Source organism: Streptomyces sp. NPDC014727 (assembly GCF_043083485.1).
Classification (GTDB): domain Bacteria; phylum Actinomycetota; class Actinomycetes; order Streptomycetales; family Streptomycetaceae; genus Streptomyces.
Genome location: NZ_JBIBYR010000015.1, coordinates 203,053 through 214,103 on the forward strand (window position 1 = coordinate 203,053; position 11,051 = coordinate 214,103).

Consider the following 11,051-nt stretch of genomic DNA (forward strand, 5'->3'; position numbering starts at 1 on the left):
GTAATGAGCACCATTGACATCCTTTCGCCGGCAGGCGACAAGGCCGGTACCGTCGAGCTCCCCGCGGAGATCTTCGACGCGAAGACCAGCGTTCCGCTGATCCACCAGGTCGTTGTCGCACAGCTGGCCGCTGCCCGTCAGGGCACGCACAAGACCAAGACCCGCGGCGAAGTCCGTGGCGGTGGCCGCAAGCCGTACCGCCAGAAGGGCACCGGCCGCGCGCGCCAGGGTTCGACCCGTGCGCCGCAGTTCGCCGGCGGTGGCGTCGTCCACGGCCCGCAGCCGCGTGACTACTCGCAGCGGACCCCGAAGAAGATGAAGGCCGCCGCCCTGCGCGGTGCCCTCTCGGACCGGGCCCGTCACTCCCGCATCCACGTCGTCACCGGCGTGGTCGAGGGTGCCGTCTCCACCAAGGCCGCCAAGACGCTGTTCGGCAAGATCTCGGAGCGCAAGAACCTGCTCCTGGTCGTCGACCGTGCCGACGAGGCCGCGTGGCTGTCCGCCCGCAACCTGCCCCAGGTGCACATCCTGGAGCCGGGCCAGCTGAACACGTACGACGTGATCGTCTCTGACGACGTGGTCTTCACCCAGGCCGCCTTCGAGTCCTTCGTGTCTGGCCCCCAGACCGCTGAGACCGAAGGGAGCGACGCCTGATGAGTGAGGCGACCGTTACCAGCAAGACCTACTCGGACCCGCGCGACGTTCTCGTCAAGCCGGTCGTTTCCGAGAAGAGCTACGCGCTGCTCGACGAGAACAAGTACACGTTCATCGTCGCGCCCGGCTCCAACAAGACCCAGATCAAGCAGGCCGTGGAAGCGGTCTTCTCGGTCAAGGTCACCGGGGTCAACACGATCAACCGGCAGGGCAAGCGCAAGCGCACCCGCACCGGTTTCGGCAAGCGTGCTGACACCAAGCGCGCCATCGTGACCCTCGCCGAGGGCGACCGTATCGACATCTTCGGCGGTCCGACCGCCTGAGGGCGGTCTGGATCGTCCGGAATCGGACGAGGACTGAGAAATGGGTATCCGCAAGTACAAGCCGACGACCCCGGGCCGTCGTGGCTCCAGCGTCGCCGACTTTGTCGAGATCACGCGGTCCACGCCGGAGAAGTCGCTGGTCCGCCCCCTGCACAGCAAGGGCGGCCGTAACAACGCCGGTCGTGTGACCGTTCGCCACCAGGGCGGTGGCCACAAGCGCGCCTACCGAGTGATCGACTTCCGTCGTCACGACAAGGACGGCGTGCCGGCCAAGGTCGCGCACATCGAGTACGACCCCAACCGCACCGCGCGCATCGCGCTCCTGCACTACGCGGACGGCGAGAAGCGCTACATCATCGCGCCGCGTGGCCTGACGCAGGGCGACCGTGTCGAGAACGGCCCGGCCGCCGACATCAAGCCCGGCAACAACCTGGCGCTGCGCAACATCCCGGTCGGTACGACCATCCACGCCATCGAGCTGCGGCCCGGCGGCGGCGCGAAGTTCGCCCGTTCCGCGGGTGCCTCCGTGCAGCTGCTGGCGAAGGAGGGCACCATGGCCCACCTTCGTATGCCGTCGGGTGAAATCCGCCTGGTCGACGCCCGCTGCCGCGCCACGATCGGCGAGGTCGGCAACGCCGAGCAGTCGAACATCAACTGGGGCAAGGCCGGCCGCATGCGCTGGAAGGGCGTTCGCCCGACCGTCCGCGGTGTCGCGATGAACCCGGTTGACCACCCGCACGGTGGTGGTGAGGGCAAGACCTCCGGTGGTCGCCACCCGGTCTCGCCGTGGGGTCAGAAGGAGGGTCGTACTCGCTCGCCGAAGAAGGCATCGAGCAAGTACATCGTCCGCCGCCGCAAGACGAACAAGAAGCGCTAGGAGCGGGTTTAGATGCCGCGCAGTCTCAAGAAGGGGCCCTTCGTCGACGGCCACCTCATCAAGAAGGTGGACGTACAGAACGAGGCAGGCACCAAGAACGTCATCAAGACCTGGTCCCGTCGCTCGATGATCGTCCCGGCCATGCTGGGTCACACCATCGCGGTGCACAACGGCAAGATCCACGTCCCGGTGTTCGTCACCGAGTCGATGGTCGGCCACAAGCTCGGCGAGTTCTCGCCGACTCGCACCTTCCGCGGCCACGTCAAGGACGACCGGAAGTCGAAGCGCCGCTAACGCGGGGTGACTGACTATGACTTACACCGAAGGGACAACCATGGAAGCCAGGGCCCAGGCGCGGTACATCCGCGTCACGCCCATGAAGGCCCGCCGCGTGGTGGACCTCATCCGTGGCATGGATGCCACGGAGGCTCAGGCGGTCCTGCGTTTCGCCCCGCAGGCCGCGAGCGTGCCGGTTGGCAAGGTGCTGGACAGCGCCATCGCCAACGCCGCACACAACTACGACCACACCGACGCCTCTTCGCTGGTCATCAGCGAGGCGTACGTGGACGAGGGCCCGACCCTGAAGCGGTTCCGTCCGCGTGCTCAGGGCCGTGCCTACCGGATCCGTAAGCGGACCAGCCACATCACCGTGGTCGTCAGCAGCAAGGAAGGAACCCGGTAATGGGCCAGAAGGTAAACCCGCACGGGTTCCGGCTCGGCATTACCACGGACTTCAAGTCCCGTTGGTACGCCGACAAGCTGTACAAGGACTACGTCAAGGAAGACGTCGCCATTCGTCGCATGATGACGAAGGGCATGGAGCGGGCCGGCATCTCGAAGGTCGAGATCGAGCGCACCCGCGACCGCGTCCGCGTTGACATCCACACCGCCCGCCCGGGCATCGTCATCGGTCGCCGCGGCGCCGAGGCCGACCGCATCCGTGGCGAGCTGGAGAAGCTGACCGGCAAGCAGGTCCAGCTGAACATCCTCGAGGTCAAGAACCCCGAGGTCGACGCTCAGCTGGTGGCCCAGGCCGTCGCCGAGCAGCTCTCCTCCCGCGTCTCCTTCCGTCGTGCCATGCGCAAGAGCATGCAGAGCTCGATGAAGGCCGGCGCCAAGGGCATCAAGATCCAGTGCGGTGGCCGCCTCGGCGGCGCCGAGATGTCCCGCTCGGAGTTCTACCGCGAGGGCCGTGTGCCCCTGCACACGCTCCGCGCGAACGTCGACTACGGCTTCTTCGAGGCCAAGACGACCTTCGGCCGCATCGGCGTGAAGGTCTGGATCTACAAGGGCGACGTCAAGAACATCGCCGAGGTCCGCGCCGAGAACGCCGCTGCCCGCGCCGGCAACCGCCCGGCCCGTGGCGGCGCTGACCGCCCGGCCGGCCGCGGTGGCCGCGGTGGCGAGCGTGGCGGTCGCGGTCGCAAGCCGCAGCAGCAGTCGGCTCCGGCTGCCGAGGCCCCCAAGGCCGAGGCTCCCGCCGCTGCCGCTCCGGCTGCCGAGAGCACCGGAACGGAGGCCTGACCGAAATGCTGATCCCCCGTAGGGTCAAGCACCGCAAGCAGCACCACCCGAAGCGCAGCGGTATGTCCAAGGGTGGCACGCAGGTTGCGTTCGGCGAGTACGGCATCCAGGCGCTGACCCCGGCGTACGTGACGAACCGTCAGATCGAGGCAGCTCGTATCGCGATGACCCGTCACATCAAGCGTGGCGGCAAGGTCTGGATCAACATCTACCCGGACCGTCCCCTGACGAAGAAGCCGGCCGAGACCCGCATGGGTTCCGGTAAGGGTTCTCCCGAGTGGTGGATCGCGAACGTCAAGCCGGGTCGGGTGATGTTCGAGCTGTCCTACCCGAACGAGAAGATTGCTCGTGAGGCGCTCACCCGCGCTGCTCACAAGCTTCCGATGAAGTGCCGCATCGTTCGGCGCGAGGCAGGTGAGGCGTGATGTCGGCCGGAACCAAGGCGTCCGAGCTGCGCGAGCTGGGCAACGAGGAGCTGCTCAACAAGCTCCGCGAGGCCAAGGAAGAGCTGTTCAACCTCCGCTTCCAGGCGGCGACCGGGCAGCTCGAGAACCACGGTCGGCTCAAGTCCGTCCGTAAGGACATCGCCCGGATCTACACCCTGATGCGCGAGCGCGAGCTGGGCATCGAGACGGTGGAGAGCGTCTGATGAGCGAGAAGACTGTGACTGAGACGAACACCGACCGCGGTTTCCGCAAGACCCGTGAGGGTCTGGTCGTCAGCGACAAGATGGACAAGACCGTCGTCGTCGCTGTCGAGGACCGTGTCAAGCACGCGCTGTACGGCAAGGTCATCCGCCGTACGAACAAGCTCAAGGCGCACGACGAGCAGAACGCCGCCGGCGTCGGCGACCGCGTCCTCCTGATGGAGACCCGGCCGCTGTCCGCCACGAAGCGGTGGCGCGTCGTCGAGATCCTCGAGAAGGCCAAGTAATTCCTGAGGGGCATTCCCCTCAGGCAGGTTCCGCCAGGCTCGGTGGGGTCCGCTCCGGTGACGGAGTGGCCCCCACCGGGAACCGGCAGACGATCAGGAGATAGACGTGATCCAGCAGGAGTCGCGACTTCGCGTCGCCGACAACACGGGTGCGAAGGAAATCCTCACCATCCGTGTTCTCGGTGGTTCGGGTCGCCGCTACGCGGGCATCGGTGACGTCATCGTCGCCACCGTCAAGGACGCGATCCCCGGTGGCAACGTGAAGAAGGGTGACGTCGTCAAGGCCGTCATCGTTCGCACCGTCAAGGAGCGTCGCCGTCAGGATGGCTCGTACATCCGCTTCGACGAGAACGCCGCCGTCATTCTGAAGAACGACGGTGACCCCCGCGGCACCCGCATCTTCGGCCCGGTGGGCCGGGAACTGCGCGAGAAGAAGTTCATGAAGATCATCTCGCTCGCGCCGGAGGTGCTGTAAGCATGAAGATCAAGAAGGGCGACCTGGTTCAGGTCATCACCGGTAAGGACAAGGGCAAGCAGGGCAAGGTCATCGTGGCCTACCCCGCTCAGGACCGCGTCCTCGTCGAGGGTGTCAACCGGGTCAAGAAGCACACCAAGGCCGGCCAGACCGCTCGCGGTTCGCAGACCGGTGGCATCGTCACGACCGAGGCCCCCATCCACGTGAGCAACGTTCAGCTCGTCGTGGAGAAGGACGGCAACAAGGTCGTCACGCGCGTCGGTTACCGCTTCGACGACGAAGGCAACAAGATCCGCGTTGCCAAGCGGACGGGTGAGGACATCTGATGGCTACCACCACCACTCCGCGTCTGAAGACGAAGTACCGCGAGGAAATCGCCGGCAAGCTGCGTGAGGAGTTCTCCTACGAGAACGTCATGCAGATTCCCGGCCTGGTCAAGATCGTGGTCAACATGGGTGTGGGCGACGCCGCCCGCGACTCCAAGCTGATCGACGGCGCCGTGCGCGACCTCACCACGATCACCGGCCAGAAGCCGGCCGTCACCAAGGCCCGCAAGTCCATCGCGCAGTTCAAGCTGCGCGAGGGCCAGCCGATCGGCTGCCACGTCACCCTTCGTGGTGACCGGATGTGGGAGTTCCTGGACCGTACGCTGTCGCTCGCGCTGCCGCGTATCCGTGACTTCCGTGGTCTGTCGCCGAAGCAGTTCGACGGCCGTGGCAACTACACCTTCGGTCTCACGGAGCAGGTCATGTTCCACGAGATCGACCAGGACAAGATCGACCGGGTCCGGGGCATGGACATCACCGTGGTCACCACGGCGACCAATGACGACGAGGGTCGTGCCCTCCTTCGTCACCTCGGCTTCCCGTTCAAGGAGAACTGACCGTGGCGAAGAAGGCTCTGATCGCTAAGGCCGCCCGTAAGCCGAAGTTCGGCGTTCGCGGGTACACCCGCTGCCAGCGCTGCGGCCGGCCCCACTCCGTCTACCGCAAGTTCGGCCTGTGCCGCGTGTGCCTTCGTGAGATGGCTCACCGTGGCGAGCTGCCGGGCGTGACCAAGAGCTCCTGGTAATTCTCCTTCGCCCTCCGGGCGTTGGGAATTGACGGAAGCTCTCGGTAAGCATCTGGTCGGCAGGAGTCCGGCCTCACATGCCGTAGGCTTGTGGGGTTGGGCGCCTGCCGCCCTAGACCGACTTACTACGCCGTAGGTCCCCGCACCGCACCCGTCCTGCCTCTGAGTGGGGAGAGGGATGGCGCATACAGGAAACCCCGGCGAGAGAGGCCGAAGGCCAATTCATGACCATGACTGATCCCATCGCAGACATGCTCACGCGTCTGCGTAACGCGAACTCGGCATACCACGACTCCGTCGTGATGCCGCACAGCAAGATCAAGTCGCACATCGCGGAGATCCTCCAGCAGGAGGGCTTCATCACCGGCTGGAAGGTCGAGGACGCCGAGGTCGGCAAGAACCTCGTCCTGGAGCTGAAGTTCGGCCCGAACCGCGAGCGTTCGATCGCCGGCATCAAGCGCATCTCGAAGCCGGGTCTGCGTGTCTACGCAAAGTCCACCAACCTGCCGAAGGTCCTCGGCGGCCTGGGCGTGGCGATCATCTCCACGTCCCACGGTCTCCTGACCGGCCAGCAGGCTCAGAAGAAGGGCGTAGGTGGGGAAGTCCTCGCCTACGTCTGGTAGTCGGGAACGGAGGAATAGCTCATGTCGCGAATCGGCAAGCTCCCCATCCAGGTTCCCGCCGGTGTGGACGTCACCATCGATGGCCGCACGGTCGCGGTGAAGGGCCCCAAGGGCACCCTCACGCACACCGTCGCGTCGCCGATCGAGGTCACCAAGGGTGAGGACGGCTTCCTCAGCGTCACCCGCCCGAACGACGAGCGTCAGAACAAGGCCCTTCACGGCCTGTCCCGCACGCTGGTGGCGAACATGATCACCGGTGTGACCCAGGGATACACCAAGGCGCTCGAGATCAGCGGTGTCGGTTACCGCGTCCAGGCGAAGGGCTCCAACCTGGAGTTCGCCCTGGGCTACAGCCACCCGATCCTGATCGAGGCCCCGGAGGGCATCACCTTCAAGGTGGAGTCCCCCACGAAGTTCTCCGTCGAGGGCATCGACAAGCAGAAGGTCGGCGAGACCGCGGCCAAGATCCGCAAGCTGCGGAAGCCTGACCCGTACAAGGCCAAGGGCGTCAAGTACGCCGGCGAGGTCATCCGCCGCAAGGTCGGAAAGGCTGGTAAGTAGCCATGGCATACGGCGTGAAGATTGCCAAGGGCGACGCCTACAAGCGTGCCGCCCTCAAGCGTCGCCACATCCGTGTCCGCAAGCACATCTCCGGTTCGCCGGAGCGTCCGCGCTTGGTCGTGACGCGGTCCAACCGCCACATGGTGGCTCAGGTCATCGACGACATCGCGGGGCACACGCTCGCGTCGGCGTCGACCCTGGACGTCTCCATCCGTGGTGGCGAGGGCGACAAGAGCACCCAGGCCAAGCAGGTCGGCGCCCTGGTCGCTGAGCGCGCCAAGGCCGCAGGCGTCGAGGCCGTCGTGTTTGACCGCGGTGGTAACCAGTACGCCGGGCGGATTGCCGCTCTGGCTGACGCCGCCCGTGAAGCCGGGCTGAAGTTCTAAGCCCCGGTTCCTACGCACAGCGGACGTAACAGAGAGAGGTAAATCCAATGGCTGGACCCCAGCGCCGCGGAAGCGGTGCCGGTGGCGGCGAGCGGCGGGACCGGAAGGGCCGTGACGGCGGCGCAGCTGCCGCCGAGAAGACCGCGTACGTTGAGCGCGTCGTCGCGATCAACCGCGTCGCCAAGGTTGTGAAGGGTGGTCGTCGCTTCAGCTTCACCGCGCTGGTCGTGGTGGGCGATGGTGACGGCACCGTCGGTGTCGGCTACGGCAAGGCCAAGGAAGTTCCCGCGGCCATCGCCAAGGGCGTGGAAGAAGCCAAGAAGAACTTCTTCAAGGTTCCGCGCATCCAGGGCACCATTCCTCACCCGATCCAGGGCGAGAAGGCCGCGGGCGTCGTCCTGCTGAAGCCTGCTTCCCCCGGTACCGGTGTGATCGCCGGTGGCCCGGTGCGCGCCGTTCTGGAGTGCGCCGGCGTTCACGACATCCTGTCGAAGTCGCTCGGCTCCGACAACGCGATCAACATCGTGCACGCGACCGTGGAGGCCCTCAAGGGCCTGCAGCGTCCCGAGGAGATCGCGGCCCGCCGTGGTCTGCCGCTCGAGGACGTCGCCCCCGCGGCCCTGCTTCGTGCGCGTGCGGGAGCGGGTGCGTAATGGCTCGCCTCAAGATCACGCAGACGAAGTCGTACATCGGCAGCAAGCAGAACCACCGCGACACCCTGCGTTCGCTCGGGCTCAAGCGCCTGAACGACGTGGTTGTCAAGGAGGACCGCCCCGAGTTCCGCGGAATGGCTCACACCGTCCGCCACCTCGTGACGGTTGAGGAGGTCGACTGACATGGCGGAGAACAAGCCGCTGAAGGCCCATGACCTCCGGCCCGCCCCGGGCGCCAAGACCGCCAAGACCCGTGTGGGTCGTGGTGAGGCGTCCAAGGGTAAGACCGCCGGTCGTGGCACCAAGGGCACCAAGGCCCGCTACCAGGTTCCGGAGCGCTTCGAGGGTGGGCAGATGCCCCTCCACATGCGTCTCCCGAAGCTCAAGGGCTTCAAGAACCCGTTCCGCACCGAGTACCAGGTCGTGAACCTGGACAAGCTCGCGACGCTCTACCCCGAGGGTGGAGAGGTCACCGTGGCCGACCTGGTCGCCAAGGGTGCGGTGCGCAACAACCACCTCGTCAAGGTCCTCGGACAGGGCGAGATCTCCGTGGCGCTGCAGGTTTCGGTTGACGCCGTCTCCGGCTCCGCCAAGGAGAAGATCGCCGCCGCCGGCGGCACCGTCACCGAGCTCGTCTGAGACAACTCGATGGCCTGAACATCCGACCGGGGATGCCTCTCATTTGGGGCATCCCCGGTTGGTCGTTCCTAGGTGGGCATGGTCGCCGGTAAGGTGGCGTGCGTTGTTGTGTGGTATCCCCTCGGGCACCCGCCCGGGTACTTTTGACTGTTACGTATTCGTCGATCCTCAAGACCGTCACCTCTTCGCATTGCGCGGGGGTCGCAGGAGGCACCGTGCTCACCGCGTTCGCCCGGGCGTTCAAGACGCCCGACCTGCGCAAGAAGCTGCTCTTCACGCTCGGCATCATCGTGATCTACCGGCTCGGGGCACACATCCCCGTACCGGGAGTGAGCTACGAGAACGTCCAGACCTGTGTTGATCAGGCCAGCAAGGGCAACAACAGCCTCTTCGGCCTGGTGAACATGTTCAGCGGTGGTGCACTGCTGCAGATCACGATCTTCGCGCTCGGCATCATGCCGTACATCACGGCCAGCATCATTCTCCAGCTGCTGACCGTGGTCATTCCCCGACTTGAGGCGCTCAAGAAGGAGGGGCAGTCCGGCCAGGCCAAGATCACGCAGTACACGCGTTATCTGACCGTCGCGCTCGCCATCCTCCAGGGCACCGGCCTGGTGGCCACCGCCACCAGTGGCGCGCTGTTCAGCGGCTGCCCGGTCGCCGACCAGATCGTGCCGAACCAGTCGATCTTCACGACCATCGTCATGGTGATCACCATGACCGCGGGTACCGCCGCCGTCATGTGGCTCGGTGAGCTCATCACCGACCGCGGCATCGGCAACGGCATGTCGATCCTGATGTTCATCTCGATCGCCGCCAGCTTCCCCGGCGCCCTGTGGGCCATCAAGACCAGCGGCAAGCTGGCCGACGGCTGGATCGAGTTCGGCACCGTCATCCTGATCGGCTTCGTGATGGTGGGCCTCGTCGTCTTCGTCGAGCAGGCCCAGCGCCGTATCCCGGTGCAGTACGCGAAGCGCATGATCGGCCGCAGGTCGTACGGCGGTACCTCGACGTACATTCCGCTGAAGGTGAATCAGGCGGGTGTGATTCCCGTCATCTTCGCTTCTTCGCTGCTCTACATCCCCGCCCTGATCGTCCAGTTCTCCAACTCCACCGCGGGCTGGGCGACCTGGATCAAGGACAACTTCGTCAAGGGCGACCACCCGTACTACATCACGGCGTACTTCCTGTTGATCGTCTTCTTCGCCTTCTTCTATGTGGCGATTTCGTTCAACCCCGAGGAAGTCGCCGACAACATGAAGAAGTATGGTGGGTTCATCCCGGGTATCCGGGCTGGTCGACCTACTGCCGAGTACCTGAGCTACGTGCTCAACAGGATCACTTGGCCGGGCTCGCTGTACCTGGGTCTGATCGCTCTGGTGCCGACGATGGCGTTGGCAGGCTTCGGTGGCGCTAACCAGAACTTCCCGTTCGGCGGGACGAGCATCCTCATCATCGTGGGTGTGGGTCTGGAGACCGTGAAGCAGATCGAGAGTCAGCTCCAGCAGCGCAATTACGAAGGGTTCCTCCGCTGATGCGAATCGTCCTCGTCGGGCCGCCCGGTGCCGGCAAGGGAACGCAGGCTGCGTACCTTGCCAAGAACCTGTCGATTCCGCACATCTCCACGGGCGATCTCTTCCGCGCCAACATCAGCCAGGGCACCGACCTTGGCAAGCAGGCCCGCGCCTACATGGACGCGGGGCAGCTGGTGCCGGACGAGGTCACCATCGCGATGGCCAAGGACCGCATGTCCCAGCCGGACGCCGAGAACGGCTTCCTGCTGGACGGCTTCCCGCGCAACGTGGGTCAGGCCGAGGCTCTTGACGCGATGCTCAAGGACGAGGGCGTGAAGCTGGACGCGGTTCTCGACCTGGAGGTCCCCGAGGACGAGGTCGTCAAGCGGATCGCGGGTCGACGGATCTGCCGCAACGACAGCGCGCACGTCTTCCACGTGACGTACAACCCGCCGAAGGCCGAGGGCGTCTGCGACACCTGCGGCGGCGAGCTGTACCAGCGCGACGACGACTCCGAGGAGACGGTCCGTACCCGGCTGGAGGTCTACCACACGCAGACCGAGCCGATCATCGACTACTACCGGGCCCAGAACCTGGTGGTCACCATCTCCGCGCTCGGCAAGGTCACCGAGGTGACCGAGCGGGCGATGGAGGCTCTCGGGTCCGAGAAGGCCTGAGGGGCAGACCCCGCACTACTCGTACAGTCGGGCGCGGCGGCCCAGGGGGCCCCCGCCCCCACGTTTGGGCGGAGCGGTGTGTAAGCCGCCCCCCCCCCCCCCACGCTGGCCTTGGATGGAGAGAGGGGCCGCGCCCAGGTG

The 11,051-nt window shown here is 65.7% G+C and carries 21 protein-coding genes; all 21 read left to right on the forward strand.

Translation table 11 applies throughout. The features are described from left to right. Positions 1-3 precede the first annotated feature (3 nt). The 21 genes from rplD to ACF1B9_RS24060 all read left to right on the forward strand — a co-directional run bounded on the left by rplD (position 4) and on the right by ACF1B9_RS24060 (position 10,910). Entirely contained in the window at positions 4-654 is a 651-nt protein-coding gene (gene rplD / locus ACF1B9_RS23960) for a 50S ribosomal protein L4 (protein WP_327369309.1), read from the forward strand. Next, the gene (gene rplW, locus ACF1B9_RS23965; RefSeq protein WP_189544130.1) at positions 654-977 is read left to right on the forward strand and encodes a 50S ribosomal protein L23; all 324 of its coding nucleotides are present in this window, start codon (positions 654-656) and stop codon (positions 975-977) included. Before rplD ends, rplW begins: the two co-directional genes overlap by 1 nt. 40 nt (positions 978-1,017) lie before the next feature. Further along, the gene (gene rplB, locus ACF1B9_RS23970) at positions 1,018-1,854 is read left to right on the forward strand and encodes a 50S ribosomal protein L2 (protein WP_093773282.1); all 837 of its coding nucleotides are present in this window, start codon (positions 1,018-1,020) and stop codon (positions 1,852-1,854) included. Between the two features lie 12 nt (positions 1,855-1,866). Beyond that, positions 1,867-2,148, forward strand: a complete 282-nt coding sequence (gene rpsS, locus ACF1B9_RS23975) for a 30S ribosomal protein S19 (RefSeq protein WP_003966956.1) — start codon at positions 1,867-1,869, stop codon at positions 2,146-2,148. 40 nt (positions 2,149-2,188) lie between these two features. Further along, a complete protein-coding gene (gene rplV / locus ACF1B9_RS23980; RefSeq protein ID WP_004571827.1) occupies positions 2,189-2,536 on the forward strand; it encodes a 50S ribosomal protein L22 in 348 nt (115 codons plus the stop codon). Further along, the gene (gene rpsC, locus ACF1B9_RS23985) at positions 2,536-3,378 is read left to right on the forward strand and encodes a 30S ribosomal protein S3 (RefSeq protein ID WP_093540760.1); all 843 of its coding nucleotides are present in this window, start codon (positions 2,536-2,538) and stop codon (positions 3,376-3,378) included. The genes rplV and rpsC overlap by 1 nt, the downstream gene beginning before the upstream one ends. 5 nt (positions 3,379-3,383) lie before the next feature. Next, positions 3,384-3,803: a 50S ribosomal protein L16 gene (gene rplP, locus ACF1B9_RS23990; RefSeq protein ID WP_072485538.1), complete on the forward strand. Its 420-nt coding sequence runs from the start codon at positions 3,384-3,386 to the stop codon at positions 3,801-3,803. Continuing rightward, positions 3,803-4,027 (forward strand): 50S ribosomal protein L29, encoded by a 225-nt coding sequence (gene rpmC / locus ACF1B9_RS23995; protein WP_014047786.1) that lies wholly within the window; start codon positions 3,803-3,805, stop codon positions 4,025-4,027. The genes rplP and rpmC overlap by 1 nt, the downstream gene beginning before the upstream one ends. After that, on the forward strand, positions 4,027-4,311 hold the full coding sequence (gene rpsQ, locus ACF1B9_RS24000) for a 30S ribosomal protein S17 (protein WP_030977953.1): 285 nt from the start codon (positions 4,027-4,029) through the stop codon (positions 4,309-4,311). The genes rpmC and rpsQ overlap by 1 nt, the downstream gene beginning before the upstream one ends. A 106-nt stretch (positions 4,312-4,417) precedes the next feature. After that, positions 4,418-4,786, forward strand: a complete 369-nt coding sequence (rplN, locus tag ACF1B9_RS24005) for a 50S ribosomal protein L14 (protein WP_003966950.1) — start codon at positions 4,418-4,420, stop codon at positions 4,784-4,786. Positions 4,787-4,788: 2 nt separating this feature from the next. Then, positions 4,789-5,112 (forward strand): 50S ribosomal protein L24, encoded by a 324-nt coding sequence (rplX, locus tag ACF1B9_RS24010; protein ID WP_003966949.1) that lies wholly within the window; start codon positions 4,789-4,791, stop codon positions 5,110-5,112. Then, entirely contained in the window at positions 5,112-5,669 is a 558-nt protein-coding gene (gene rplE / locus ACF1B9_RS24015; protein WP_189544134.1) for a 50S ribosomal protein L5, read from the forward strand. Before rplX ends, rplE begins: the two co-directional genes overlap by 1 nt. Before the next feature lie 2 nt (positions 5,670-5,671). Then, positions 5,672-5,857, forward strand: a complete 186-nt coding sequence (locus tag ACF1B9_RS24020) for a type Z 30S ribosomal protein S14 (protein ID WP_003948630.1) — start codon at positions 5,672-5,674, stop codon at positions 5,855-5,857. Between the two features lie 224 nt (positions 5,858-6,081). After that, positions 6,082-6,480, forward strand: coding sequence for a 30S ribosomal protein S8 (gene rpsH, locus ACF1B9_RS24025; protein ID WP_005313538.1), 399 nt, complete (start codon positions 6,082-6,084; stop codon positions 6,478-6,480). A gap of 21 nt (positions 6,481-6,501) precedes the next feature. Further along, positions 6,502-7,041, forward strand: coding sequence for a 50S ribosomal protein L6 (gene rplF / locus ACF1B9_RS24030; RefSeq protein WP_266747962.1), 540 nt, complete (start codon positions 6,502-6,504; stop codon positions 7,039-7,041). A gap of 2 nt (positions 7,042-7,043) precedes the next feature. Then, positions 7,044-7,427, forward strand: coding sequence for a 50S ribosomal protein L18 (rplR, locus tag ACF1B9_RS24035; RefSeq protein ID WP_093540756.1), 384 nt, complete (start codon positions 7,044-7,046; stop codon positions 7,425-7,427). Between the two features lie 47 nt (positions 7,428-7,474). Then, the gene (gene rpsE, locus ACF1B9_RS24040; RefSeq protein ID WP_072485533.1) at positions 7,475-8,080 is read left to right on the forward strand and encodes a 30S ribosomal protein S5; all 606 of its coding nucleotides are present in this window, start codon (positions 7,475-7,477) and stop codon (positions 8,078-8,080) included. After that, positions 8,080-8,262 (forward strand): 50S ribosomal protein L30, encoded by a 183-nt coding sequence (rpmD, locus tag ACF1B9_RS24045; RefSeq protein WP_030914154.1) that lies wholly within the window; start codon positions 8,080-8,082, stop codon positions 8,260-8,262. Before rpsE ends, rpmD begins: the two co-directional genes overlap by 1 nt. A 1-nt stretch (position 8,263) precedes the next feature. After that, a complete protein-coding gene (gene rplO / locus ACF1B9_RS24050) occupies positions 8,264-8,719 on the forward strand; it encodes a 50S ribosomal protein L15 (protein WP_018550610.1) in 456 nt (151 codons plus the stop codon). Between the two features lie 215 nt (positions 8,720-8,934). Next, the gene (gene secY / locus ACF1B9_RS24055) at positions 8,935-10,254 is read left to right on the forward strand and encodes a preprotein translocase subunit SecY (protein ID WP_351078026.1); all 1,320 of its coding nucleotides are present in this window, start codon (positions 8,935-8,937) and stop codon (positions 10,252-10,254) included. Continuing rightward, positions 10,254-10,910 (forward strand): adenylate kinase, encoded by a 657-nt coding sequence (locus tag ACF1B9_RS24060; RefSeq protein ID WP_391738825.1) that lies wholly within the window; start codon positions 10,254-10,256, stop codon positions 10,908-10,910. Before secY ends, ACF1B9_RS24060 begins: the two co-directional genes overlap by 1 nt. Positions 10,911-11,051 lie beyond the last annotated feature (141 nt).

Excerpts from the sequence above, each read along its gene's own strand:
- rplD (WP_327369309.1), top strand. The coding sequence starts at position 4 with ATGAGCACCATTGACATCCTTTCGCCGGCAGGCGACAAGGCCGGTACC.
- rplW (WP_189544130.1), top strand. The coding sequence starts at position 654 with ATGAGTGAGGCGACCGTTACCAGCAAGACCTACTCGGACCCGCGCGAC.
- rplB (WP_093773282.1), top strand. The coding sequence starts at position 1,018 with ATGGGTATCCGCAAGTACAAGCCGACGACCCCGGGCCGTCGTGGCTCC.
- rpsS (WP_003966956.1), top strand. The coding sequence starts at position 1,867 with ATGCCGCGCAGTCTCAAGAAGGGGCCCTTCGTCGACGGCCACCTCATC.
- rplV (WP_004571827.1), top strand. The coding sequence starts at position 2,189 with ATGGAAGCCAGGGCCCAGGCGCGGTACATCCGCGTCACGCCCATGAAG.
- rpsC (WP_093540760.1), top strand. The coding sequence starts at position 2,536 with ATGGGCCAGAAGGTAAACCCGCACGGGTTCCGGCTCGGCATTACCACG.
- rplP (WP_072485538.1), top strand. The coding sequence starts at position 3,384 with ATGCTGATCCCCCGTAGGGTCAAGCACCGCAAGCAGCACCACCCGAAG.
- rpmC (WP_014047786.1), top strand. The coding sequence starts at position 3,803 with ATGTCGGCCGGAACCAAGGCGTCCGAGCTGCGCGAGCTGGGCAACGAG.
- rpsQ (WP_030977953.1), top strand. The coding sequence starts at position 4,027 with ATGAGCGAGAAGACTGTGACTGAGACGAACACCGACCGCGGTTTCCGC.
- rplX (WP_003966949.1), top strand. The coding sequence starts at position 4,789 with ATGAAGATCAAGAAGGGCGACCTGGTTCAGGTCATCACCGGTAAGGAC.
- rplE (WP_189544134.1), top strand. The coding sequence starts at position 5,112 with ATGGCTACCACCACCACTCCGCGTCTGAAGACGAAGTACCGCGAGGAA.
- rpsH (WP_005313538.1), top strand. The coding sequence starts at position 6,082 with ATGACCATGACTGATCCCATCGCAGACATGCTCACGCGTCTGCGTAAC.
- rplF (WP_266747962.1), top strand. The coding sequence starts at position 6,502 with ATGTCGCGAATCGGCAAGCTCCCCATCCAGGTTCCCGCCGGTGTGGAC.
- rplR (WP_093540756.1), top strand. The coding sequence starts at position 7,044 with ATGGCATACGGCGTGAAGATTGCCAAGGGCGACGCCTACAAGCGTGCC.
- rpsE (WP_072485533.1), top strand. The coding sequence starts at position 7,475 with ATGGCTGGACCCCAGCGCCGCGGAAGCGGTGCCGGTGGCGGCGAGCGG.
- rpmD (WP_030914154.1), top strand. The coding sequence starts at position 8,080 with ATGGCTCGCCTCAAGATCACGCAGACGAAGTCGTACATCGGCAGCAAG.
- rplO (WP_018550610.1), top strand. The coding sequence starts at position 8,264 with ATGGCGGAGAACAAGCCGCTGAAGGCCCATGACCTCCGGCCCGCCCCG.
- ACF1B9_RS24060 (WP_391738825.1), top strand. The coding sequence starts at position 10,254 with ATGCGAATCGTCCTCGTCGGGCCGCCCGGTGCCGGCAAGGGAACGCAG.